The sequence below is a fragment of the Embleya sp. NPDC025285 genome, assembly GCF_055558835.1.
Genome location: NZ_JBVHLU010000012.1, coordinates 38619 through 62149, shown reverse-complemented (window position 1 = coordinate 62149; position 23531 = coordinate 38619). Strand labels below are relative to the sequence as shown.

Sequence of the window (23531 nt, the reverse complement as noted above, 5' to 3'; positions counted from 1 at the left end):
CGCGGAGTCATGGCCGCCGGCGCGGCTCCGAGGATCCCGACGCCGCGGCGATGTCGACGAGTTCGAGCAGGGTGCCGGGGAAGTCCGGCAGGAGGTGCACGGCGACCACCCACGCATCGGGGTTGTCGAGACGGGTGCGCACCCGGCGGATGAGTTCGCGGGCTTGGGGGGTGCGCAGGAAATGGCGGCTCTGTCGGGCGTGGGTGGTGACTGCGCGGAACGCGAGGGCCGCCGGCGTACACGCGCCCGCCACGTCCAGCACGGTGATCACGCCACGGGCCAGGCCCTGCGCCACCCAGGTAGCCGGCGCCCGAGCTTGGAAGACGGCGGGGCTGCGCAGTGCGGCGCGGTAGAACTCGGCGGGACAGTCGGGTTTCGCGAGGAGGAACGAGATCACGTCGGCGTCGAACGACCGCTCGGCTTGTGCCCGCAGGATCTCCGGCCACGGCAAGGGGCCGGGATGGACCGGGTGTTCCACCCTGGGGTTGGCCACACGCAGTTCCGCGATCAGCACTTCGGGTCGCACCGCTTCCTCGGCCGCCCGGCGCAAGAGGTCGAGTCCGGCGGCCGGGCCGGCGGCCAACGCCCGACGAACCACCGCTTGTGTCCTCGCCGGCCAGGGGCACGCGGGATGACCACAGCGCGGCGTGGTCGCGCAGCCCAGCAACTCCCTGACGTCGTCCGGCCCGCCGTATTCCCACAGCCGCACCAGCATTGCCAGTTGCGGCCCAGCGGTCCGCCCCGCCAAGCGCCAGGGGAAGTGCCGCAGCACCAGCGGATGCCCCGACTGTCGGGCGGCCGCGACCCGGTCGTGGTGCTCCGCGGGCGACGGGTGCCGCCCGCCCCACGCCGCGACCTGTTCGGAGACCGGTACCGCCCGGGGGCGGCCGTGCCGGTCCGTGCCGGAGGCGAGGCGCACGCGCTGTTCGAGGGTGAGCGGCGCGCGAGCGTACAACAGGGTGTTGACCTCGGGCTCGTCGCGGTCCAGCAGCGCGGCCGTCTCCGCGGGCGACAAGCCCGCCGCGAACGTCGCCATCGCCACAGCCGCGGCCGACCCGCGACGGGCGAGGATCTCGGCTCGCACTGCCTCGGTCACCACGCCGGGCATGCACAGCAGTTCGAGGTGGCGCTCCGGCAGCGAGGGGATCAGTGCGTCCTGCGCCTCGGGCCCGGCGCACGCGAACAACGTCTGGAACACCGCCTCGACGCGGTTCGCGGCGTGGGGTGTGCGTGCGAAGGTGACCGGGTGGTGTTCGGGCATCCGTCCGGTGAGCGCCGAGTCGACCAACTGCCGTGCGGTGCCGAAGAGCCAGGCCCGCTCCTGGATGATCGCCTCCCACGGCCCGGGGCTCGCGCCGAGGCGGGCGGCGAGGCCGGTCACGGCCTCGCGGACACCGGGGGCGTCGAGGGGAAGGTGCGCGAAGACGTCGACCGCCGGGCTGACCGTCGCCAGCACCTCGGCCGGGTCGAATCGGCCTTCCGCCAGGCCGCGCGACAAGGCCGGCCCCACCACCATGCCACTCGAGCGGTCGGAGCGGAGCGCGGTGATCCACGCCAACGGGACGCGCGGCGCGAGGGACAGGACCCGGTACGGCTCCTCGGCGTACGCCTGCGCGGCCAGGTCCGCCGGGCAGTCCGGACGCCGGGTCAGCGCGGCCAGTCCCGGACCGGTGAACGGGCGGCGCGCGTGTTCGGCCCGGACCAGGTCCCACAGCGGCACATCGGCCGTGACCTTCGCGAACGCATGCAGGGCGTAGACGGCGAAGTCGGCGTTCCAGTCCTCGTCCTGGTCGTCCGTATACTTGCACTCGCCGCGCGGGACCCGCTTGTCGAGGTGGCGCAACCCGAGCAGCAGCAGGTGATCGGCGAAGGTGGCGTCGTCGACCGGCAAGGCGGTCGCGGCAGCCTCGTGCCATCGGCCCGCCAGGTCCGCGTGGCCGAAGTCGGCGTGCATCCGGGCAGCACGTACGAAGGCGTCGAACGACTCCCCGTCGGACTCCAACAGCCTGCGGGCGGCGTCGAGCAGGACAGGCCGGGGCAGATCCACGCCGAGTACCCGCAGCGCGTGGCCGATCAACTCGGGGAACGGCCCACGCAGCGCGGGGATGAGCCGGTCGTCCGCCCGGGTCTCCAACACCCGCTCGACCAGGCCGCCGGGCCTGCGCCACCGCGGATCGGCCGGATCGGCGGCGGCCAGCACAGCGCCCCTGAGCGGGAGCGCGTTCGCCACGGCGCGCCGAATCTCGGTCCTGCGGGCCTGGGCCCGGGCACGGTCGCCGACCGGCTCCGGCTGTGTGGCGGGGCCGAACCGGCCGAGCACGTCGGAGCCGAAGGGAAACTCGGCCAGGTACAGGCGCACCCCCAGAGCCGGGCTGCCGAGCGTCGCGATCGCCAATGCGGCAGCCGGCGTCGGGGTCTGGTTCCTGCCCAGCGCCGCAAGCGCCTCGGCGTCCTCGCCGGCCACCGCGGCCCGGACGAGCGTCGGCGGCAGCATCGGTGCCGTGGCGAGCGCGTCCAGGAGCGGGGCACGCAACCGCCCCATGAGCTCATCGGCCCAGGCCCGGTCTCCCCACCGCAACGCGACCAGCGCCGCGGCGCCCCGATCGGACGCGCTCCCGAATACCATCCGCCACCCCGTTCCGCACGTCGTCGCCGGCATGTTCGCCACGCGGCGCCCTCGCGGTCGTGTGCACCGGTCCCTCCTCCGCCGCACCGGTACCAGCCGACGCGCCCGACGGCGCCGTGCCCAGCATCGGCGACACGAGCGCCCCCGGTCCACCCTCGTACTCGGCAGGGGATGAACCGGTGCGGTGTGGTGCTGCGGCGCCGATGTGCTGTGGTGTGCTGCGCCCGAGGTGCCCCGGCGGCCACGATCGCCCCTTCAGTCAACAGGCCTGCCGCCAGAATGTTTTCGGGTCGAGCCTTGAACGGGTGCCACCCCGGCGATGAGACTGAGAACCGCTTTGCGTACTTGTGCATCGTCGTGCCAGGGCGTGGGTTTCGAGAAGGGGGCCGTGATGGTGGCTGCCGGGGGTGCGCAGGACTACGCGCGGAGGATGGGCATCGTTCCGTCCGCGGTGGTCCGGGAGTTGGGCTGGGACGATGACACCGATGACGAGATCCGTGCCGACATCGAGGACACGATCGGCACCGAGATGGTGGACGACGAAACCGACGAAGTCGTGGACGTCGTCCTGCTGTGGTGGCGGGAAGGCGATGGCGACCTGGCAGACGAACTCGCGGATGCGTCGGCACCCCTTGCCGACGAGGGCGTGCTCTGGGTCCTCACTCCGGAGACGGGCCGGCCCGGCCACGCCGATCCGAGCGAGATCGCCGAAGCGGCGAAAACGGCCGGCCTCGCATCCATCGGCACCGTCACCCTCGGGGCATGGTCCGGCAACCCTCTGGTCCAGCCCGAATCGACACCGCGCGAGCAGGGTCCTTGAGGCACGCCTCGGACCGCTCCCCGAGTGACGTGCCCAGGCGCCCGCATCGGTACCCGCTCCGGGAGCCCGCATCCGCACGGCGCCGATTGCCATGGGAGATCGGCATGGTCGTGGACCGGGCGCGGCCCCTCGGAGGACGAATACGCGGCACGGACCCGTTTGCCGGTGGAACCGGGTGATCCCAGTCGCAGGGACCCACCGGAGGGGTCAGTGTGGGAGGAGGGGACATCCACCCCAGGGGTTGCCCCGATAGGGAGGCCTGGACATGGCCACGCACACACAACGAGCCACTCACTCGTCGGGTTGGACCACGTTCGCCGCGGTGCTGATGACCATCGGCGGCGTCCTGGCGGTCTTCCAAGGAATCGCCGCCATCGCGAAAGACGATGTCATCGTCGAGACGCGCAACTACTCCTTCTCGTACAGCACCACCGGCTGGGGCTGGATCCACCTGATCCTGGGCATCGTCGTCTTCCTCGCGGGCCTCGCCCTGTTCACGAATGCCCTCTGGGCCCGCTTCCTCGGGGTACTCCTGGCGGGGCTGAGCATGCTCGCGAACTTCGTCTGGCTGCCTCACTACCCGGTGTGGTCGATCATCGTGATCGCCATCGACATCGCCATCATCTGGGCGTTGTGTACCGGCCCACAACGGAGCAACCGGTAAGCCACGCAGGACGGTCGGCCGTGCCGCGTCCGACATCCCGGGCGGCGCGTACCGCTGAACCTCGGGCGGAGTATGCCCGCTATCGGGCGTCGGAGTTCACTCGTATTGTTCGGAAGGAGATGCTTATACGGCGATATGAGAGGCTTTCTGATGGCTCTGCACAAGGCCAGGGAACAGGTCGGTAGCCCCGCCGACGACGTCTTCGCCTCCCCGCTGAGCGAACGCCCCTTGTCCAAGCGAGCCATCCCCGAACTCCCGACGCCCCCGAACATCGTCTTCCAGGTGCTGAGCAACGAACTGCTCTTGGACGGCAACGCCGCACAGAACCTCGCCACGTTCTGCACCACCTGGGCGGACGACGAGGTGCGCCGCCTGATGGATCTGTGCCTCGACAAGAACATCGTCGACAAGGACGAGTACCCGCAGACCGCGGAGATCGAGTCGCGATGCGTCAACATCCTCGCGAACCTGTGGCACGCGCCGGCCGGCGGCGACAATGCCGTGGGCTGCTCCACCACCGGTTCCAGCGAGGCCGCCATGCTCTGCGGCCTCGCGCTGAAGTGGCGGTGGCGCAACCGGCGGCGTGAGGCGGGCCTGCCGACCGATCGGCCCAACCTGGTGTGCGGGCCCGTACAGGTGTGCTGGGAGAAGTTCGCCCGCTACTTCGACGTCGAGCTGCGCCAAGTCCCGGTGGAGGCGGGAGCGACCGGCCTCGAGCCGCACCAACTGCGCGACTACGTCGACGAGAACACCATCGGCGTCGTGGCGATCCTCGGTGTCACCTACACCTGCACATACGAGCCGGTCGCCGAGATCGCGGCCGAACTCGACCGGATCCAGGCGGAAACCGGCCTCGACATCCCCGTGCACGTGGATGCGGCTTCCGGCGGGTTCATCGCCCCCTTCCTGCATCCCGACCTGCTGTGGGACTTCCGGGTGCCGCGCGTTGCCTCGATCAACTCGTCGGGCCACAAGTACGGCATGGCCCCGCTCGGTGTCGGCTGGGCCCTGTGGCGCGATACCGCCGCCCTGCCCGCCGACCTCGTCTTCCACGTCAGCTACCTCGGCGGCGACATGCCGACTCTCGCCCTGAACTTCTCGCGCCCCGGCGGGCAGGTCATCGCCCAGTACTTCCTGTTCCTGCGCCTGGGCCGGGAGGGGTATCGGCGGGTCTACGAGGCGTGTGCGCACACGGCCCAGGGCCTGGCCCGGCAGATCGCCGACATGGGCCCCTTCACCCTGCTCTACGACGGGGTGGGAGCGCTGCCGGCCGTCTCCTACACGCTGACCGATTCCGACACGCGCGAGTGGAGTCTGTACGACCTCACCGACCGGCTCCGGATGCGCGGTTGGCAGGTGCCCTCCTACCCGCTGCCGCCCGACCGCCAGGAGACCGTCATCCAGCGGGTACTCGTGCGCCACGGCGTCGACCGCGACGAGATCGATCTGCTCGCCGACGACATGCGCCGGGCCATCAGGGAACTCGAAGACGGCCACCCGAGCGACGAGAACCGCGGCGGCTTCCACCACTGACCGGCCTCGAACGGCTCTCCGCGGTCGGGCCGGTCGTGGGCCGGGGCCGCGAGCGCCTGTGGTCCATCGGTCGCCACACCGTCCCACCCCGCCGAGCAAGTCCGGTCGCACCGCCGTCAACCCGTCCCGGCTGTGTCGAACCGGTTACGGCGCCGGGGACTACCGGCCCGGATCAAAGGCCCAACGTGGCCTCCGGGTAGCCGAGTTCCTCGCTGCCTGGAGGCACGTCACCCTTCCAAGCCTTCGATCACGTCACCGCGAACACAGGCAATGCCCTTGATCAGGGCATGAGATGAACGGTTGCCTTCCTCGTCCGCCGCCGCCGCGGCGAATCCGAAATGAATCACCGTTTCGCCCAGGAGACATGCGTCGCGAGTCACCTTGACGCGTTGCCCTCGGGTGAACTCTCCGCTCTCGACAGTCATGAAGACTGCGCAGTCGCCGGTCGACAAGGCCATCGTGTCCGTCAACGTCGCTCGCGTCGTCATGGTGTCTTCCCTCCGGTTGCAGACCCATCGACATGCGACGACAGAGCCTACCGAAAGGCTTCGCGGTGTCCGCCTCCCGAAGCCGGAACCCCTTCGACATGTCCCCCATGCCGACGTTGCCTGGCCGGCCCGTTGCCACCTCGGTGGCGTCCGACGCGTCGCGTTGCGGGCTGTGCGCACGAAACCGGGAGCTCGACGGAACCCGGCCCAAGCGGCGGCCGGTTCGCCTTGATCGGCTGCCGCTGGGACCGGGCCCGGGAGCTATGCGCGGGCCGGCTCGCGGGTGCCGCGCGCCGTGCGCGTCGAGGCGGCGATGAGAGTCGCGAACGCGATGACGGCCGCGCCGGTGCGTATGGCGTGGGCGATCTGCCACTGGTCACGAACGCTCGCCCAGTCCGAAGGGGGTTGCCGTACATCCCAGTCGAGTTGGTCCGCGTTGATGGGCATGTTGACCACGACCGTCACGGCGACGATCAGGAGGAGCAGCGCGAGTCCGGTCGACCGCAGTCGGAACGCGCGTTCTCGGGTTTTGAACGTGACGGCGACCAGAAACGCTGTCGCGATCAGTGCCGGCAGCAGCGTCGCGGTCGCGAGCTTGTCCAGCGAATCGAGTTCCACGTGCCGCACTTGGGTGTACACGTGGCGGTCTTCACCGCGCAGCGACATTTCGAGCACGAGGACCGCGACGAGGAAGCCTGCGAAGAGACCCGAGAACAGCAGGCTCACCCATCTTGCAACCGTGCCGAGCGGGGTCTCGGTCATGCTTGGTCCTCCCCGCCGGACGCGGAGGAGTCGGCCCGGGCCGTGAAGGCCGCGGCGTTGTCGGCCGCCCACGTGGCGAAGGTCAGCGCGGGTCGGCCCAGGAGCCGTTCCACGGTGCCCGTGGTCGGCCCGGGCCGGTCGGCGTAGTCGGCCAGTGAACCGAGCAGTCGGTCGGGGATGTCCTCGGGGAGGCCCTGAGCGAGCATCGCCTGGCGGACCTGCTCGGGGGCGAGTTCCCGGAAGGCCAGTGTCCGGTCGACGGCCGCTCCGATGAGGCGGACTTTTTCGTACTGCGTGATCGACTGCGGGCCGGTGAGCAGGTGGGCGCGTCCGGCGTGCGCGGGGTCGATCAGTGCCGCGACCGCCACCTCCGCGATGTCGCGGTGGTGGATCGGGGAGGTCGCCGCGCCGCCATGGGCGCCGTGCACGACGCCGGTTGCGCGAATCTGCGGCGCCCAGGCCAGGGCGTTGGCGGCGAAGTCGGCACACCGTAGAAACGTCCAGGGCAGACCGGACTCCCGTGCGGCGGCTTCGGTCCGCTTGAACTCCTCGATGAAGCGTGGGTGGCCGACCGGGTGCTCCACGGTCGCGGCCGACAGCACCACCACCCGCCGTGCGCCTCGTGCCGCGGCCAGTGACAGCAGTTCGGAACTCGCGCTGCCGGCGGCGCGTGGGCTGAGCAGGACCGCCTCGACCACGTCGGGCAGCGACGTCAGCGTGTCGGGCCGGGACGGGTCGCCGGCAACGACATGCGCGCCGCCGGGCAGTGCGGCAGTGGCGGGGTCGCGCGTGACCGCCGCCACTTCCCGGCCGGACTCCAGCAACAGGTTCACCGTTTCGCGTCCGACGATGCCGGTCGCTCCGATCACCAGGAACATGCGTGCGTCTCCTCACCCGGGTCAGGGTTTTTCGCGTGACGTAATATACGAGAACCGTAGCATATTGATTTGGGAGTCGTACATTATGGAATCCGTAACACATGGCGATGCGGGCGACGCGGACCCGCGCCGCCGACGGGCAACCGTCGACGTCAAAGAGGGGTTGCGTGCGCTGAGCCTTCAACTGTCCCTGCTCAACCGGCAGGTCAGCGCCCATCTGACGCTCCGCGACGTCGACTTGGACTGCCTCGACATCGTCAACGCCCACGGCCCGCTGAGCCCGAGCGCACTGGCGCGACGAGCCGGTCTGCACGCCGCCACGATGACCGGGGTGCTCGACCGACTCGAACGCGCCGGTTGGGTGTCCCGCGAGCCGGATCCCTCGGACCGCCGAGGCTCCCGAATCCGGGCCCTGCGTGACCGCAACGCCGAACTCCTGGCGCTCTTCGCCGGCATGAACACCTCGGTGGAGCAGATCTGCGCCGACTACGAAGGCGCGGAACTCGAACGTTTCGCGGAGTTCCTCCGCCGCGCCGCCGCGGCGGGGCGAGACGCGACCGAAGATCTGGCGAACTGACCGCATCCGGGCAAACCGATCGGTTCGGCACCGCCCGGCGGCCCCGGTCACCTCACGTCGTGCCGGAGACGTCGAGTGGGGCAACGGACGGCAGGCGCTTCGGCAGTGGACGTCGGAGAATCGAAGGGACGAGGGAGACGGATTCGACAATCGGTTCCATGCCGCCCATCCGTCCGAGGTGCGGGTCGTCGCCCGATGGGAATCGGTGCGCGTGGCGGCCGAATTCCGTGGCCGCCCGTACCGCAGCCTGCTCGTGCGGCTGCCCGCTCGTACGGGGTCGGTCGATGTCCCGGGCGGCCGGTAGGAGACCGGGTCGTGCCCGGAAGGGGATGAAGTCGTGCTCTTCACCGATCGTGTCGACGCGGGACGGAAACTGGCCGAGTACCTGGCGCCCTTGCCCGTGGCGAACCAGGACGTGATCGTGCTCGGCCTGGCCCGGGGCGGAATGCCGGTGGCCGCCCAGGTGGCCGATGCCCTCCGCGCTCCACTGGACGTATGCCTGGTGCGGAAACTGGGCGTTCCCTCCCAACCGGAACTGGGAATGGGTGCCGTCGCCGAAGAGGGGGTCGTCGTCCTCAACGACCACGTCGTGCGAGCCTCGGGCATTTCCCGCGCCGCGTTGGAAGGGATCGAACGGCGAGAACGGGAGCTGTTGGAACGGCGTGCCCGCCGCTACCGGGGCGAGCGGCCACCGGTGGAACTCGGCGGCCGAACGGTCGTGGTCGTCGATGACGGCATCGCGACCGGATCCACCGCCCGCGCGGCCTGTCGCGCCGCCCGAGATCGAGGCGCGGCGCGCGTGGTGCTCGCCGTACCGGTGGCGCCGGCCGGCTGGGGGAAGGAGCCGGATCCGGACGCCGACGAGGTGATCTGCCTGCACAACCCGGTCGGATTCATGGCGGTGGGGCAGTTCTACGCGAACTTCTCCCAGACCACCGACGAGGAGGTCGTCGAGTGTCTCGATCGGGCCGTCGCTCGCCGGTCGGAGCCGCCGCCGACAGCGGAAGCGGGGACGGCGGGGACGAGACCGGGTAGCGGATCGACGCGCTCCGCGGAATCCGTGCCCACGCACAGCGACATCGACCTACCGGTCGAAACCGCGCGGCTACCGGGGCACCTGAGTCTGCCCGCGGGAGCGGAACGGATCGTCGTCTTCGCGCACGGCAGCGGCAGCAGTCGACACAGCCCGCGCAACCGCTTCGTGGCGACCGCGCTGAACCGGGCCGGCCTGGGCACGTTGTTGTTCGATCTCCTGACCGAGAGCGAGGCACGCGGCCGGTCGAACGTCTTCGACATCGAACTGTTGGCCCGGCGCCTGATCGACGTCACACGCGGGCTCCGGGAGCGACCCGAAGGCAAAGGGCGGACGGTGGGGTACTTCGGGGCGAGCACCGGCGCCGCAGCCGCATTGTGGGCGGCGGCCGAACTCGGTGACGACGTGGGGGCGGTCGTCTCCCGGGGCGGCAGGCCCGATCTGGCGGAAGCACATCTGCCCGCCGTCACGGCCCGGACGTTGCTCATCGTCGGCGGCAACGACCACGTGGTACTGGAGCTCAACAACCGCGCGCGTACCTTCCTCCGGTGCGAGAGCCGTCTCGAGGTCGTCCCCGGCGCCGGCCACCTGTTCGAGGAACCGGGCACCCTCGACGCGGTGGCCGACCTGGCCCGGGACTGGTTCCTCGGCCGACCGGCCGCCGGCGCGAACGGACATTGAGCGCGGCCGACGATGGCGTCGCGAGCAGAAGCGCCGGCACGCGGACCACCGGCACGCGGACCGCCGCACGCGAGATGACCTTGTCGCGGCGCGGTTTCGATGAGGAAGGAAGTGGCCTCAGGAATCCCGCTGTTGCTGGAAGCAGCGAGTGAGGACGGAGACGATCACGACGCTGCTCCCTTGTGGCCGGGGCGCGTTCGTGATGGCTTCGGCGTCGAGGTGTGCGGTCGTGCTGCTCGTGGAGCGCACGTCCGTGGACCGCAACCGGGAGGGTGAGCGAGCTCGTCGTCAGCCGGGCCCGACGGGTCGGGGTGCGGAGCAGGCGGGCGATACCGGCGGAGGGTTGTGGAATCTCAGCTCTCGGGTTGTGTCGAGGCCCGGGTACGCAAAGCCCAGTCGTGCGGGCGAACGGTGTCGGGTGGAGTGCGGTCGGCCATGATGTCGCAGAGCAGTTCGGCGCAGGCGCGTCCGTAGTCGGCGGGCCTGAGGTCGACCGCCGTGATCGGTGGGCTGCTGGTGCGGGTGGCGGTGCCGTCCACGCAGGACGCGACCAGCAGGTCCCGGCCGGCGGTACGGCCGAAGGCGGCGGCGCCGTGGAGGACGCCCGGGGCGGCGCCGTCCGGGCCGCAGATCACCGCGTCGACCGCCGGTTCGGTTTCGAGCAGGCCGCGCACCGCGTCGGCGGCGTCGGCGGGAGTGGCCGCGAACGGGACGTGGCGCACGGCGACAGGGGTGCGGTGCGCCTTGCCCCAGGTGCGGGCGGTCGTTCGTAGAGCCCGGGCCCAGGTGGACTCGCCGCCGGGGGCCAGCAGGGCCGGGCGGCGGGCGCCGCGGTCGGCCAGGTGGTCCAGCAGCGCGGTGAGGGAGGCGGCGGTGTCGCAGACCACGGCGCCGCTGGGGGCGGCGGAGGGACCGGGGAACCGCTCGCCGGTGACGACGGGGACCCCGGCTGCGAGCATCTCGGTCGCCGTCTCGTCCTCGGTGTCGGGGTCGATGAGCAGCAGGCCGTCGACCCGCGAGGCGACCGGTCCTCCGGTGCCCGCGGATCCGGCGAGCAGGACCAGATCGAATCCTTCTTCCTGGGCCCGGGCGACGGACCCGAAGGCGAGGTTCATGTAGTAGTCGAGCCGGGTCGCGGTCCGGGGGAGGTACAGGCCGATGGCTCCGGTGCCGGCGCGGCGTAGGTGGCGGGCCGCGCTGTTGGGGCGGTAGCCCAGGGCGTCGGCCGTCTCGCGGACCCGTGCGCGGGTGGCCGCCGCCACCCGCCCGGAGCCCTGGAGGGCGTCCGAGGCGGTACTCCGGGAGACTCCGGCGGCGCGGGCCACGTCGAGCAGGGTCACGATGCGGGCGGTCACAGCCACGGAGTCTAGATCACCCGGACGGGCACTTGCCGGATCGATCCGGCAGAGTCTAGATTCGGTTCTGCCGGATCGATCCGGCACACCTTGTCGTGAGGTCTGCCCGCGCGATTCGGGGTGTGGCATCGACCCGTAGGCCCCGCCACTCGAGGCGGTTCCCCGCGACGCCGTTCCGAGCCCGTGGCCCCGTTCGACCGAACCATCCAGGAGGACCCCCGCATGACGCGCGGATTCGACGTCGTGGAGACGAGCATCGCCGACCTGCGCGCGGCGCTGGAGAAGGGCGAGGTCACTGCGGTCGGGCTGCTCGACGCCTATCTGGCGCGCATCGAGGCCTACGACCGGCCCGGCACCGCCACCGCGCTCAACGCGATGGTCGTGATGAACCCGGACGCTCGCGCCGATGCCGAAGCCTCGGACGCACGTCGCGCGCGTGGCGAAACGCTCGGTCCGCTGGACGGCATCCCGTACACCGCCAAGGACAGCTACCTTGCGAAGGGCCTGACGGCGGCGGCCGGTTCACCGGCGTTCGAACACCTCGTCGCCCAGCGGGACGCCTTCGCCGTCGAGCGGCTGCGCGCGGCCGGGGCGGTGCTCATCGGCCTGACCAACATGCCGCCGATGGCGAACGGCGGCATGCAGCGCGGCGTGTACGGGCGCGCCGAAAGCCCGTACAGCGCCGACTGGCTGACCAGCGCCTTCGGCTCCGGCTCGTCCAACGGCTCGGGCACCGCGACGGCGGCGTCGTTCGGCGCGTTCGGCCTCGGCGAGGAGACCTGGTCGTCGGGCCGGGCGCCCGCCTCGAACAACGCGCTGTGCGCGTACACGCCCAGCCGCGGCGTGATCTCGGTGCGCGGGAACTGGCCGCTGGTGCCGACCATGGACGTCGTGGTGCCGCACACCCGCACCATGGCCGACCTGTTCGAGCTGCTCGACGTCATCGTCGCCGACGACCCGGACACCCGCGGCGACCTCTGGCGATCCCAGCCGTGGGTGCCGCTGCCCGCGCCGTCACAGGTACGCCCGGCCTCGTACCCGGCGCTGGCCCCCGCGGACGCGACGACGGCACGGGTCTCGCTCGCCGGCAAGCGCGTCGGCGTGCCGAAGATGTACATCAATGCCGACCCCGACGCCGGGACGAACCCGGACGGGGGCATCGGCGGCCAGACCGGACAGCGCATCGAGACGCGCGCCTCGGTGATCGCCCTGTGGGAGGCCGCCCGCCGCGATCTGGAGACAGCGGGCGTCGAGGTGGTCGAGGTCGACTTCCCCGTGGTGTCGAACTACGAGGCCGACCGCCCGGGCGCGCCTTCCCTGCCGACCCGGGGCCTGGTCGGACGTGACTTCCTCACGGTCGAGATCGAGGACCTGTCGGCCTGGGCGTGGGACGACTTCCTGCGGGCGAACGGCGACCCGGCGTTCGCCGGCCTGGCCGACGTCGACGGCGACCGGATCTGGCCCAGGCGTTCCGGCGAACTGCCGGACCGCTACGCCGGTTTCGACGACACGATCGGCGACTATCCGCGGTTCGTGCGCGAGCGTCCGTACGCGTCGATCACCGAAATGCCACACCTCGAGCAGGGGCTGCGCGGGCTCGAGGAGACGCGCAGGGTGGACCTGGAGCTGTGGATGGACGAACTGGGCCTGGACGCGGTGGTGTTCCCCGCCGTCGCCGACGTGGGCCCGGCGGACATGGACGTCTCCGAGGCGTCCGCCGACCTCGGCTGGCGCAACGGCGTGTGGGTCGCGAACGGCAATCTGGTGCCCCGACACCTGGGCATCCCGACCGTCACCGTGCCGATGGGCACCATGGCCGACATCGGCATGCCGGTCGGGCTGACCTTCGCGGGCCGTGCCTACGACGACAACGCCCTGCTCGCCGTCGCGGCGGCCTTCGAGGCCACCGGAAACCGCCGCACCGCACCGCCGCGCACACCACGGCTGACGACGAGCTGACCCGCCGGCGTCGGGGCGCCGCGCCGCCGGGTGCGGTCACGACGCAGTCCCTGGCGGGCACGCGGAGACGGATGCGCCCGCGAAGGCCCGAGCGGGGCGCCGGCTGTCGGTGTCGATGGTCCGGTTTTCCACCGGCTTGTCCGGGCACCCGGGTTCCATGGTGAAGATCGGCTACACGATGATGACCGAGCAGGCCGGGCCCAAGGATCTGGTCGCGCACGTGGTGCACGCGGAGGAGGCCGGGTTCGACTTCTCGGTGACCTCGGACCACTACTTTCCGTGGTTGGACGCGCAGGGCCACGCGCCGTACGCGTGGAGCGTGCTGGGCGCGGCGGCGCAGGCCACCTCGCGGATCCCGCTGATGACGTACGTGACCTGTCCGACGATGCGCTACCACCCGGCGGTGGTGGCGCAGAAGGCCGCGACCGTGCAGTTGTTGTCGGACGGCCGGTTCCGGCTCGGGCTCGGCTCCGGGGAGAACCTGAACGAGCACGTGGTCGGCGGCGGCTGGCCGGCGGCGGACGTGCGCCAGGAGATGCTCGGCGAGGCGGTGGAGATCATCCGGGCGCTGTTCGCGGGCGGGTACGTCGACCATCACGGCACCCACTTCGACGTCGAGTCCGCCAAGTTGTGGGACCTGCCGGATCGGCCGCCGCCGATCGGCATCGCGGTCTCCGGACGGCAGAGCTGTGCCCTGGCGGGTCGGCTGGCGGACCTGGTCATCGCGACCGAGCCCGAGGGCGGGCTGTTGACCGAGTTCGACCGACACGGCGGCACGGGGAAGCCCCGGGTGGGCCAGTTGCCGGTGAGCTACGACCCCGACCGGAGTGTCGCCATCGCGCGGGCACACGAGCAGTTCCGCTGGTTCGGGGGCGGCTGGAAGGTCAACTCCGAGCTTCCGGGCACCGCGGGATTCGCGGGCGCGACACAGTTCGTGCGACCGGAGGACGTCGCCGAGTCGATCCCTTGCGGTGACGACGTGGACGCGTTCGTGGACGCGGTTCGCCCATTCGTAGAGGCCGGGTTCACCGAGGTCGCGCTGATCCAGATCGGTGGCGAGACCCAGCACGCGTTCCTGGACTGGGCGCGGGACAACCTCCTGGCGGCACTGCGCGAGCTGTGACCGCGAGGGACTGGGGGCGGGCCTCCGATCGCGGCCGAGGCGGCCGCCCCTCCGGGCACGTCACCAGCGCTTCGAGCGAGGTCCCTTCCCCGCTTCCCCGACGCGTCGCCATCGGCCCGCGTCGGGGAAGGGGGGTTTGGGTGGGGCTCAGACGGTGTCGGCGTCCGCCGCGGGGAAGCGGTCCCATACCCGGTGGGTGCCGAGGAGGCCGGTGATTTCGGACAGCACGGCGGACGCGTTCTCGGCGACGACCACGCCGGGGGCGTTGGTCGGGATGCCGGCTGCGACCAGGCAGTCCTCGCTGTCGGCCCAACCACCGATGGCCTTGGCGTGGCGGTATGCCTCGGCGAGCATGAGCAGGATCCGCGGATCGGTGGCGGACAGCGACGTCCCGTTGCCTGCCTTGGCGTCCCGTGCCCCGTACGCGTCCTTGCCCGGCGCCGGTGAGCCGGCGAGCAGGATCGCGTCGAACTCGATCGAGCGCGCGGTGGCGAAGGTGCGTTGCACGGGGACGGGTGCGTCGCCGTCCGCCCCGAGCATGCCGCCGGTGGGCGCGATGACCAGCGGCACCATGCCCGCGTCGAACACCGCCCGTCGCACCTCGCGAACGGCGTCCAAGTCGGCTGCGGGGTCGGCGACGATGCCGATCACGCGGCCGGTGACCGGCCACGTCCCGCCGATCTGGGACAGCGCGGGGCTCGGTTCGACCGAGGCCAGGGGGGCCGCGGGCGAGGGCGCCGGCAGCCCCAGGCCCTCGGCCACGCGTGCGCACAACAACGGGTCGATGTCGGCCAGGACCCGCAGGGTGCGTTCCTTGATCGCCTGTTCGTGGCACTTGCCGAGTTCGAACGTGTAGGCGGCGATGACGTGTTCGCGCTCGATGGGGGTCAGGCTGAGCCAGAACAGTCGGGGTTGGCTCGTGTGGTCCGCGAAGGAGGCCGGGGCCTCGCGCACCTTGGCCGCGGGCGGGAGGGGGACCGGTACCTCGACGTACCCGCCGTGGTCGGCCCCGGCGGTGAAGGGGCAGCCGCCATCGAGCGAGTTCGGTCGGTAGGGGGCCACGCCGCTGTGCACGGCGTCCTGGTGCAGGCCGTCCCGGAGCATGTCGTTGACCGGCGCGTGTGGGCGGTTGATGGGGATCTGCGCGAAGTTGGGGCCGCCGAGTCGGCTGATCTGCGTGTCGAGGTAGGAGAACAGTCGGCCCGCCAGCAGTGGGTCGTCGGTGATGTCGATGCCGGGGACCAGGTGGCCGGGGTGGAAGGCGACCTGTTCGGTCTCGGCGAAGTAATTGCTCGGGTTGGCGTTGAGCGTGAGCAGGCCGATCGGCTGTACGGGGGCGAGTTCCTCGGGAACGATCTTGGTGGGGTCGAGGAGGTCGATGCCCTCGAAGGTCTGGTCGGCGGTGTCCGGGAAGGTTTGGATGCCCAGTTCCCACTGCGGGAACGCCCCGGCCTCGATCGCGTCGGCGAGGTCGCGGCGGTGGAAGTCGGGGTCCATGCCGCTGATGATCTGTGCTTCCTCCCATACCAGCGAGTGCACGCCCGCCTTCGGCTTCCAGTGGAACTTCACCAGTGTGGTGGTGCCGTCGGCGGCCACGAGCCGGAAGGTGTGGATCCCGAAGCCCTCCATCGTGCGGAACGAGCGCGGGATCGCGCGGTCCGACATGTTCCAGATGGTGTGGTGGGTGGCCTCGGTGTGCAGCGAGACGAAGTCCCAGAAGGTGTCGTGCGCGCTCTGCGCCTGCGGGATCTCGCGGTCGGGGTGCGGCTTCCCGGCGTGGATGATGTCCGGGAACTTGATCGCGTCCTGGATGAAGAACACCGGGATGTTGTTGCCGACCAGGTCGAAGACGCCCTCGGCGGTGTAGAACTTGGTGGCGAACCCGCGGGTGTCCCGCACCGTGTCGGCCGATCCCCGCGATCCCAGCACGGTGGAGAAGCGCACGAACACCGGCGTCTCGACGTCCTTGCCGAGGAACGCCGCCTTGCTCACGCCCGCCGCGCTGCCGTAGCCGACGAAGACACCGTGGGCCGCCGCGCCCCGGGCGTGCACGACCCGCTCGGGGATGCGCTCGTGGTCGAAATGGGTGATCTTCTCACGCAGATGGTGGTCCTGGAGCAGGACCGGCCCGCGCGGTCCCGCCTTGAGCGAGTGGTCGGTGTCCGGCAGACGCAAGCCCTGGGCGGTGGTCAGGTAGGCGCCGCCCTGCGCCACCGCCGCCTGGTCGGTGCCGGTGGGCTGCCCGGTCGGGCTCACCGGGTCCGGGCCGCTCTGATCAGGCTTCGGCGGGAGCGGTTCGCGCGGCCGCGTGGGCTCCTCCAGCGGGGCGTGCTCGCTGCCGGGACGGCCGGGGATCACGCCGGCGGGGTCGGGCTTGCGGCTCGCGCGCTTGGACTTGGGCTTTGCCATTTTTCCTCCGGGTACCAGGGTTCGCGGGTGCCGACCGGGCTCGAACCGGCGGAACCCCCACGGCCGCGTGCCGAGGGTCGGGTGCCTCCGAACCGATCGCGGGGGTCAGAGCTACCCGCGCTGCCGGGATCGAATCGAGATCTTCCGACAGCGCTCGCGGTGAGCCGTCGACATCACGCGGCATGCGTCAGGCACGGCCCGGGTTCGGTTCGCGCTCCGGCGGCGCGGCCGAGGGTCGGTCTTGCCGAGCCGGACGGCGTCGACGTGGGTGACATCGTGACTCGCCCCACCGCCCAGGGGTGGCTCCGACAGCGCCGCGCCACCACGCGGCCCGCTCCCGCGTACCGCCGAACCCGAACCCACGGATCCCCCCGGGGCGGTGCCACCTCCCGGCGGCCGGGATGGCCATCGTCAAGCCGACGGACGGCTGATCTCGGCCGGTTCGCGCCGTCCGGTCCCAGCCCCGGCTCCGCGCCCGGTTCCGGTGCCGGTTCCGGTTCCGGTTCTCAATGGTGGTGAAATGGGTGTCGAACGACCGGTCGGCCAGGGTTCGGGTTCAGCCGAACATGCGGGTGGTGCTCGCCGGGCGGTGCTCGAGCATCGTGGCCTCCCAGGGCTCGAAGTCGATCTCCCAGTGCGGGTCACCGGGGTCGGGCGGCGCGGTGGATCGGGTGAGGAACGCGGCGGCGCACAACGCGGTGAGTGTGCCCGCGCCCAGGGCGACGGGACCCCACGCCTCGAACGCCGCACCCGAGTCGGCGAGCAGCGGCGGTACGAGCGCGGTGGCGATCGTCGCGCACCCCGCCGCCAACGCCGCCAGGCGCATGCCGCGACCGGCGCGTACGGCCGTGATCCCGGCGAGGAACAGGGTTGTCAGGCCCAGCAGCGCGAACCACCCCGCTGCGTACGGGGGCGTGCGGACACTCGCGGGAATCGCGCTGCCCAGCGCCAGCCCGGATACCGCCAGGCCCACCGCGGTGGCCCACCGCAGACCAGCCCCCGCCCCCTTTTCCGCGACCCTCGACGGCGCTCTCACCGGTGACTTCTCGGCGATGAACGCCGGCGGTGGGGGTGGGTACGCGCCGGTGTGCGTCGGGCCGACCGGCATGCGCGCATCGCGTGGGTCGGGTTGCTCGGCGGGGCGCCGGCCTTGTCTGGCGTGGGTGGGATTGCTCAGCAGGTTCGCCAGGAGCACGAGTTCGCTCACCGGTCGTGTCAGCGCGGCTTCGCGCAGGGCGTCGTCGGCGGCCAATCCGGAGCAGTCCTTCAGGATCGCGATCATCCGTGCGACCTCGGGGACGGTGCGATGGGTGGTCGCCAAACGCAGCAATGTCTCGGCCGGGTTGTCGGAGTTTGCCTCGACGCGGTCGTCCGGTGTCGGGCGCGTGAGGTGCTCGCCATACGGTTCGTCCGGTGTGCCGGCGGGTCGCGCGAGCGCCGGCTCGCCGGGGTGGGTCGGCGGCGCAGCGAATCGCGGGGGCTCGCCGGGTGGGGCCGCCCGAGTCTCGAAGTAGCCGGTGGGCGCGGGGGGTTGGCGATGTCCCGGCGTCGGTGTGGGCGTGGGCGATTGGGGGTCGGATGCGAAGGTCAAGGCGTTCTCCCTGCGCGTGGAAACACGGCCGGGCCGCACCTGTACCGGACGCGCTCCCGGTCGCCGGACGAGGAGCGTGTACCCGTATGCGCTACCGATCAGTCACGGTGGGTTGCCATCTTGATCTCTTTCGTCAACGGCTTCCACACGGCCCTGCCGCACGTCCGCGCCACCTCGACCGCCTCGAACTCCGGCTGCACCGCGATGGACAGCGCCGGCTCCCCTGTCGGTGACTTCACGGAGCCGCGTCGATGAAGCTCCCCGCGCTCTCGCCGTCCCTCGGCCGCGGGGTAGCTTCTTGACCCTCACACCGTGTCAGGCGGTCGGCTTGGAGACATCATGTTCACCATCGGAGACTTCGCCCGGCACGGCCGCGTCTCGGTCCGGATGCTGCGTCACTACGACGCGACCGGCCTGCTGCGCCCGGCTCACGTCGACCCTGCCAGCGGCTATCGCCACTACACCGCCGGTCAACTCGCCCGCCTCAACCGGATCATCGCGCTCAAGGACCTCGGATTCACCCTCCAGCAGGTCCGGGGCATCGTGGACGAGAAGGTCGGCGTCGAGGAACTGCGCGGCATGCTGCGGTTGCGGCGGGCCGAACTGGAGGCCGCCATGGCTGCCGCAGGAGCACGGTTGGTCCACGTCGAGGCGAGGCTCCGAGCGATCGAGAGCGAGGGGCACATGCCCACGAACGACGTTGTCATCAAGAGCGTTCCCACCGTCCGGGTGGCGGAGCTGACCGCGACCGCCGCGAGTTTCGAGCCCGAGGACATCGGGCCGGTCGTCGGGCCGCTCTACGAAGAGCTGTTCCGGTACCTGGGCTCGGCGGGCATAGCCGTCACGGGCCCCGGTGTCGCCTACTACGAGGACGCCCCGGAGGGCGGCGGCAGAATCAGCATCCACGCCGCCGTTCAGGTCTCCGCTCCTCTCCAGGACGGCGCCTTCCGCGTCCTGGACCTGCCATCCCTCGACCAGGCCGCGACCATCGTGCACCACGGTTCGATGGACGCCGTGCTCCCCACCGCGCAGACCCTCGCCCGCTGGATCGACGCCAACGGCTACCGGTCGACCGCATACCCCCGCGAGGTCAACCTCGAGTGCCCGGACAACCGTGACGACTGGGTGACGGAGTTGCAGGCACCGGTGAACCCGTGCTGACCAATCGCGCCGAGTCCGAGCGTTCGGCACCTTCGGGCATCGGGAGAGTGTCGTGGCCTCCCGATGCCCGGCCCCGGCCGGGTCGGCGATGCATCCGGCCAGGCGATGTCGTCGATCATCCTGCCGAGTTCCGCCGACGCGCCGAGCTCAAGACTGTCGGGGCCGCACCGGCGGGGTGCCGGTGCCTCGTGCCGCGAACTCCAGCAGCAGCTGCGCGGTCCTCTCGGACGCCTCCCACAGGGGTATGTGCCCCACGTCCGGCAGGAGTTCGACCCGCGCGCCCGGCACCGTCTCGTACCGGCGCGCCGAGGCCGGATCCCAGCGGGGATCGGCGGCGCCGAAGACCACCAGCACGGGAACCCCGAGGGAGGCGAGACGCTCGGGCACGCTCCGCTCGGCGACGTACGCGGTGTTCTCGCGCATCACGGCCCTGAAGGCGCCGTACGTGGTGCCTCGCAGCTCGGCGACCACACCGTCCGGGATGTCCACGGGGCGGGCGGCCGTCGCGTTGATCCCCTTGCGGATCATGGCGTCCGAACGTCGCGACCACAGGAGCGGCCCGAACGGCGGGCCCAGCAGGACCCGTAGGACGACCGGTTGCGGAAGCAGCGCGTCGAGACTCGGTCCGGTGCTGATCAGTGCGAGCGAGCCCACCAGGTCGGGGCGCTGCTCCGCGAGCGCGGTGGCCGCGTAACCGCCGCTGGAGTGCCCGACCACGGTGACGGAGCCCAGTTGGAGGTCGTCGAGCAGCGCCGCGATCCTGCCCGCCTGTACGGGGACCCGGTAGGACGTCGCGGACGGGGACCGGCCGCATCCGGGGAGGTCGACCCGGATGACGTGGTGGTGGGCGGCGAGCGCCGGGACCAAGGGGCGCCACGAGGCGCTTGCGGCCCCCGATCCGTGGATGAGCAACACCGGCGGCGCCTGCCGCGGGCCGTCGCGGATCACGTGCATGCCGTGTGAACTGTGCTCGACGTCGTACTCACTCATGCGGCGATGATGAGTGGGCCACCGGCCGTCGGTCTTGTACAAAAGTCATCGCCCAGCCGCGGCGAGGGCGTGGAGCAGGATTGAGCGTCCCCGTGTGCGGGGGTGCGCCGAGGGGTGTCGGTCCGGTCCGGTCGTGCCGCCCTGCGGGCAGTGGGTCAGAGGATCTCGGTTGTGTTCGCCGGTTCTTGGATGCCTCGGCGTGCGAGGTGCAGCAGGCGGCGGCCCTGGTCGGCGCCGCCTCCCGCGATGCACAGGCCCGCGGCTACCGCGAGCAGGTCGTCCGTGGTGAGATCTCGACGCACCGAGCCGTTGGCTTGAGCTCGGACCGGGAGCGGTTTCGCGGTGGCGGAGACTGTCGTGCCGGCGGTCGAACAGGTCGGTCCGCCGTTCGGTGGAACCGTGGGTGGCGGCCATCGCCAGGGGCCGCTTGTCCGCGATCGGCGGCCGTCATGAGGTGTAGTCCGCGTTGACGCGGATGTAGCCCTCGGAGAGGTCGCAGCCGTAGACGGTGGCGGTGGCGTCACCGAGGCCGAGGGTGATGGTGATGTCGACCTCGTCCCGCCCCATGATGTCGACGAGTTGGTCGAGGGTGTCCGGTTCGGGCTCCCTGGGGTAGACCTCGATCGCGCCGAACCGCACGGTCACCTTGTTCGGGTCGATGTCCGTGTCGTCGGTGTTCTTGCCGATGGCCATGACGACCCTGCCCCAGTTCGGGTCGGCTCCGTGGACCGCGGTCTTGACCAGGGGCGAGTTCACCACGGTCTTCGCGACGCGCTTGGCCTGCTCGTAGTCCCCGGCCCGGCCGACGGTGACGCGCAGAAGCTTGGTCGCGCCTTCGCCGTCGCCCGCCAGTTGCGTGGTCAGGTCCAGACACAGGTCGGCGAGTGCGAGGGAGAACGCCGCGAAGTCGACCGGGCCGGCCGCGCCGTTGGCGATCACGGCCACGGTGTCGGAGGTGGAGGTGTCGGTGTCCACGCTCAGACAGTTGAAGGTCTTCTCCACGACACCGCGAAGCGCGGTGTCCAGATCGGCCGGGGAAAGGGCCGCGTCGGTGAACAGGTAGGCGAGCATGGTGGCCATGTCGGGTTCCAGCATGCCGACGCCCTTGGCCACACCGACGATGCGGGCCGGACCGACGGTCCGTACGGCCGTCTTCGGCCGCGTGTCGGTGGTCATCATCGCGCGAGCCACCTCCAGCGGTCCCGCCTCGAAGGCCGCCGGACCGCGCTGCGCGGTCTCGTCGAGGTGGGTGCGGATGGTGTCCATCGGCAGCGGGCGTCCGATGACCCCGGTGGAGCCGATGAGCACTTCGTTCTCCGGGATGTCGAGAATCCCGGCGACCCGATGGACGACCTCGGCGGCGTTCTCCTCGCCCTGGCGCCCGGTGGCGACGTTGGCGTTCTTCGCCAACGTGCAGAGAGCCCGGAGGTGTTGCCCGGCGGCGTGCGCGCGGCTGAGCAGCACGGCCGGCCCCGCGAAGCGACTGCGAGTGAACATCGCCGCGCTGACGGCCGGCCGGTCCGACGCCACGATCGAGATGTCGTCCCCCCGATCGCGCAGCCCGCCATGACCGGCGTACGCCCGGAAGCCGGTGGGCCACGTCAACGCCGCGCCCTCCTCATGCGTTGCATGAATATGTGTCATGAGGCATATGTTTGCATCTTGATCGTCGCTGCGTCCAGGGTTTTCGCGCCCTGCCGGCCGGTCACCGGAACCCGCGCGCCGAGCCGACCACGCGACCGTGCAGGGCCTCGTCCCGCGCGCCCCACCCCCAGGTCGGCGTCTGCGCGAAGGCGTTCTTCCGGTCGACGCCCTCGGCCCACCGGCGGAAGCAAGGCGCGTGCGGGTGATGGTGACCCCGACCGATCCGACAGCGGCCCGGGCGGCGGCTCGATCACCGTCGGGCCGCTCTCGCGCAGGTCCAGGATCCCGCCGGAGTACGGCGTGTCGGAGTCGAGTGACGGCACGGCCCGTCGAAGCCTTGGTGCGGGTGACGACCGTCTCGGGTGGTTCCCCGCCACCCGCGCGACTCACGCTGGTCCCCGAGGCCACCCATCCCAACGGGCCCCATTGCGGAAGCGATTACGTGGCCCGGATCAGGGTCGCGGAGGACGGCACCGCCACACAGGTCCGACGATCCGACGGCGCGACGCACGGCCGGGGTCGCCCCGGGCCGGGCGCGTTCGCGTACCGTCGGCCATGGTTACGACGGTTGGGACCGTGCAGGGGGATGCGATGGGGCTGCTCGAGGACTTCCGCAAGGCGTATGACGGGGCGCTGTTCGCCGTGGAGTGGGCGGAGCGCGGCGATCGGCTCGGCGTCGGGATCGACGCGGTGCTGAAGCCGTGGGTGCGCGAGCGCATCGCGTGCTGGGAGCACAGCATGATGTGGTGTGACAGCGACAGCGACGTCGTACACGCCGTCGACGGGCTCACCGCGATCGCACCGCTGTACGCCGAGCTGCGCCGCGAACTGGCCGCGGACGGGCTCGGGTTGCACCGGCCCGAGGCGCCGTGGCGTGCGATCGGCCGCATCCGCAGCGAACTGCCCGGCGCGGAAAGGCCCGTGGCGATACGGGCTCGCTCGCGCGTCCACCACCGACACGAGCACTACATCCTGTGTCGCGACGAGCCGGATCCGACGTCGGCCGGTCCCCGGACGTGGGAGTTTCGGGTGCTGAGCGCGCACCCCGGGGAGGCGGACGAGGCGCGGGCGTTCCCGCTCACGGTGCGGCCGGCGACGCGCGACCGGCGCGGCACCGTGCGCGTTCCCGACGAACTCGCTTACGACGGCGTCCGGTACGAGGAGATGTGGTTCGCCTTCGCGGCCACCGGACGGGACCTGCGCGCGGCGCCTGCGGGCGAGGCATGACGGGCCGACG

Annotated in this window: 20 protein-coding genes; 9 read left to right on the top strand and 11 right to left on the bottom strand. The window is 71.4% G+C overall.

The window, feature by feature from the left end; translation table 11 throughout:
* Nucleotides 1–7: 7 nt before the first annotated feature.
* Nucleotides 8–2626, bottom strand: a complete 2619-nt coding sequence (locus ACZ4FV_RS10495; protein WP_465322429.1) for a hypothetical protein — start codon at nt 2624–2626, stop codon at nt 8–10.
* A 367-nt stretch (nt 2627–2993) separates the two neighbouring features.
* Here ACZ4FV_RS10495 and ACZ4FV_RS10490 point away from each other — a divergent pair, with 367 nt between their 5' ends.
* The 3 genes from ACZ4FV_RS10490 (at nt 2994) to ACZ4FV_RS10480 (ending at nt 5643) form a co-directional block, all read left to right on the top strand.
* Entirely contained in the window at nt 2994–3446 is a 453-nt protein-coding gene (locus ACZ4FV_RS10490; RefSeq protein WP_402236334.1) for a DUF3052 domain-containing protein, read from the top strand.
* Between the two features lie 265 nt (nt 3447–3711).
* Nucleotides 3712–4110, top strand: coding sequence for a DUF7144 family membrane protein (locus ACZ4FV_RS10485; protein ID WP_395861246.1), 399 nt, complete (start codon nt 3712–3714; stop codon nt 4108–4110).
* A 150-nt stretch (nt 4111–4260) separates the two neighbouring features.
* A complete protein-coding gene (locus ACZ4FV_RS10480) occupies nt 4261–5643 on the top strand; it encodes a glutamate decarboxylase (RefSeq protein ID WP_402236337.1) in 1383 nt (460 codons plus the stop codon).
* 227 nt (nt 5644–5870) lie between these two features.
* Here the strand turns inward: ACZ4FV_RS10480 and ACZ4FV_RS10475 are convergent, their stop codons facing one another.
* From ACZ4FV_RS10475 to ACZ4FV_RS10465, 3 genes are all read right to left on the bottom strand, one after another.
* Entirely contained in the window at nt 5871–6131 is a 261-nt protein-coding gene (locus tag ACZ4FV_RS10475; RefSeq protein WP_395861250.1) for a hypothetical protein, read from the bottom strand.
* 261 nt (nt 6132–6392) lie between these two features.
* Nucleotides 6393–6893, bottom strand: coding sequence for an anthrone oxygenase family protein (locus ACZ4FV_RS10470; protein ID WP_395861252.1), 501 nt, complete (start codon nt 6891–6893; stop codon nt 6393–6395).
* The gene (locus tag ACZ4FV_RS10465) at nt 6890–7771 is read right to left on the bottom strand and encodes an NAD(P)H-binding protein (RefSeq protein ID WP_465322426.1); all 882 of its coding nucleotides are present in this window, start codon (nt 7769–7771) and stop codon (nt 6890–6892) included. Before ACZ4FV_RS10465 ends, ACZ4FV_RS10470 begins: the two co-directional genes overlap by 4 nt.
* Before the next feature lie 85 nt (nt 7772–7856).
* On the opposite strand from ACZ4FV_RS10465, the gene ACZ4FV_RS10460 reads away from it, so the two are divergent.
* Both ACZ4FV_RS10460 and ACZ4FV_RS10455 read left to right on the top strand, forming a co-directional pair.
* Nucleotides 7857–8348 (top strand): MarR family transcriptional regulator, encoded by a 492-nt coding sequence (locus tag ACZ4FV_RS10460; protein WP_402236342.1) that lies wholly within the window; start codon nt 7857–7859, stop codon nt 8346–8348.
* A gap of 337 nt (nt 8349–8685) precedes the next feature.
* Nucleotides 8686–10062, top strand: a complete 1377-nt coding sequence (locus ACZ4FV_RS10455) for a phosphoribosyltransferase family protein (RefSeq protein WP_402236345.1) — start codon at nt 8686–8688, stop codon at nt 10060–10062.
* 353 nt (nt 10063–10415) lie between these two features.
* On the opposite strand, the gene ACZ4FV_RS10450 is transcribed toward ACZ4FV_RS10455, so the two are convergent.
* Nucleotides 10416–11417 carry a LacI family DNA-binding transcriptional regulator gene (locus ACZ4FV_RS10450; RefSeq protein ID WP_402236347.1) on the bottom strand — a complete coding sequence of 334 codons (1002 nt, stop codon included), beginning with the start codon at nt 11415–11417 and terminating at the stop codon, nt 10416–10418.
* A gap of 222 nt (nt 11418–11639) precedes the next feature.
* On the opposite strand from ACZ4FV_RS10450, the gene ACZ4FV_RS10445 reads away from it, so the two are divergent.
* Together ACZ4FV_RS10445 and ACZ4FV_RS10440 are read left to right on the top strand one after the other, a co-directional pair.
* Nucleotides 11640–13376, top strand: a complete 1737-nt coding sequence (locus ACZ4FV_RS10445) for an amidase (protein WP_465322425.1) — start codon at nt 11640–11642, stop codon at nt 13374–13376.
* 157 nt (nt 13377–13533) lie between these two features.
* The gene (locus ACZ4FV_RS10440; RefSeq protein ID WP_395861263.1) at nt 13534–14499 is read left to right on the top strand and encodes an LLM class F420-dependent oxidoreductase; all 966 of its coding nucleotides are present in this window, start codon (nt 13534–13536) and stop codon (nt 14497–14499) included.
* 147 nt (nt 14500–14646) lie between these two features.
* Here ACZ4FV_RS10440 and ACZ4FV_RS10435 read toward each other — a convergent pair whose 3' ends face one another.
* The 3 genes from ACZ4FV_RS10435 to ACZ4FV_RS10425 form a co-directional block, all read right to left on the bottom strand.
* A complete protein-coding gene (locus tag ACZ4FV_RS10435; protein WP_402236354.1) occupies nt 14647–16908 on the bottom strand; it encodes a catalase in 2262 nt (753 codons plus the stop codon).
* A 556-nt stretch (nt 16909–17464) separates the two neighbouring features.
* The gene (locus ACZ4FV_RS10430; RefSeq protein WP_465322423.1) at nt 17465–18499 is read right to left on the bottom strand and encodes a hypothetical protein; all 1035 of its coding nucleotides are present in this window, start codon (nt 18497–18499) and stop codon (nt 17465–17467) included.
* 98 nt (nt 18500–18597) lie between these two features.
* The gene (locus ACZ4FV_RS10425) at nt 18598–18738 is read right to left on the bottom strand and encodes a hypothetical protein (protein WP_465322422.1); all 141 of its coding nucleotides are present in this window, start codon (nt 18736–18738) and stop codon (nt 18598–18600) included.
* A gap of 100 nt (nt 18739–18838) precedes the next feature.
* Between ACZ4FV_RS10425 and ACZ4FV_RS10420 the strand changes: the two genes are divergently transcribed.
* Nucleotides 18839–19660 (top strand): MerR family transcriptional regulator, encoded by an 822-nt coding sequence (locus tag ACZ4FV_RS10420; protein ID WP_465322421.1) that lies wholly within the window; start codon nt 18839–18841, stop codon nt 19658–19660.
* Between the two features lie 147 nt (nt 19661–19807).
* On the opposite strand, the gene ACZ4FV_RS10415 is transcribed toward ACZ4FV_RS10420, so the two are convergent.
* The 3 genes from ACZ4FV_RS10415 to argJ all read right to left on the bottom strand — a co-directional run bounded on the left by ACZ4FV_RS10415 (nt 19808) and on the right by argJ (nt 22294).
* On the bottom strand, nt 19808–20650 hold the full coding sequence (locus tag ACZ4FV_RS10415; RefSeq protein ID WP_465322419.1) for an alpha/beta fold hydrolase: 843 nt from the start codon (nt 20648–20650) through the stop codon (nt 19808–19810).
* A gap of 155 nt (nt 20651–20805) precedes the next feature.
* Complete coding sequence (locus tag ACZ4FV_RS10410; RefSeq protein WP_465322418.1) at nt 20806–20952, bottom strand: hypothetical protein; 147 nt, start codon at nt 20950–20952, stop codon at nt 20806–20808.
* A gap of 145 nt (nt 20953–21097) precedes the next feature.
* The gene (gene argJ, locus ACZ4FV_RS10405) at nt 21098–22294 is read right to left on the bottom strand and encodes a bifunctional glutamate N-acetyltransferase/amino-acid acetyltransferase ArgJ (RefSeq protein ID WP_465322416.1); all 1197 of its coding nucleotides are present in this window, start codon (nt 22292–22294) and stop codon (nt 21098–21100) included.
* A 591-nt stretch (nt 22295–22885) separates the two neighbouring features.
* Here argJ and ACZ4FV_RS10400 point away from each other — a divergent pair.
* Complete coding sequence (locus ACZ4FV_RS10400) at nt 22886–23521, top strand: hypothetical protein (RefSeq protein ID WP_465322414.1); 636 nt, start codon at nt 22886–22888, stop codon at nt 23519–23521.
* Nucleotides 23522–23531 lie beyond the last annotated feature (10 nt).

Coding starts and splice junctions, on each gene's coding strand:
- ACZ4FV_RS10495 (WP_465322429.1), bottom strand. CDS start 2,626: ATGGTATTCGGGAGCGCGTCCGATCGGGGCGCCGCGGCGCTGGTCGCG.
- ACZ4FV_RS10485 (WP_395861246.1), top strand. CDS start 3,712: ATGGCCACGCACACACAACGAGCCACTCACTCGTCGGGTTGGACCACG.
- ACZ4FV_RS10480 (WP_402236337.1), top strand. CDS start 4,261: ATGGCTCTGCACAAGGCCAGGGAACAGGTCGGTAGCCCCGCCGACGAC.
- ACZ4FV_RS10475 (WP_395861250.1), bottom strand. CDS start 6,131: ATGACGACGCGAGCGACGTTGACGGACACGATGGCCTTGTCGACCGGC.
- ACZ4FV_RS10470 (WP_395861252.1), bottom strand. CDS start 6,893: ATGACCGAGACCCCGCTCGGCACGGTTGCAAGATGGGTGAGCCTGCTG.
- ACZ4FV_RS10465 (WP_465322426.1), bottom strand. CDS start 7,771: ATGTTCCTGGTGATCGGAGCGACCGGCATCGTCGGACGCGAAACGGTG.
- ACZ4FV_RS10460 (WP_402236342.1), top strand. CDS start 7,857: ATGGAATCCGTAACACATGGCGATGCGGGCGACGCGGACCCGCGCCGC.
- ACZ4FV_RS10445 (WP_465322425.1), top strand. CDS start 11,640: ATGACGCGCGGATTCGACGTCGTGGAGACGAGCATCGCCGACCTGCGC.
- ACZ4FV_RS10440 (WP_395861263.1), top strand. CDS start 13,534: ATGGTGAAGATCGGCTACACGATGATGACCGAGCAGGCCGGGCCCAAG.
- ACZ4FV_RS10435 (WP_402236354.1), bottom strand. CDS start 16,908: ATGGCAAAGCCCAAGTCCAAGCGCGCGAGCCGCAAGCCCGACCCCGCC.
- ACZ4FV_RS10420 (WP_465322421.1), top strand. CDS start 18,839: ATGTTCACCATCGGAGACTTCGCCCGGCACGGCCGCGTCTCGGTCCGG.
- ACZ4FV_RS10415 (WP_465322419.1), bottom strand. CDS start 20,650: ATGAGTGAGTACGACGTCGAGCACAGTTCACACGGCATGCACGTGATC.
- argJ (WP_465322416.1), bottom strand. CDS start 22,294: ATGACACATATTCATGCAACGCATGAGGAGGGCGCGGCGTTGACGTGG.
- ACZ4FV_RS10400 (WP_465322414.1), top strand. CDS start 22,886: ATGGGGCTGCTCGAGGACTTCCGCAAGGCGTATGACGGGGCGCTGTTC.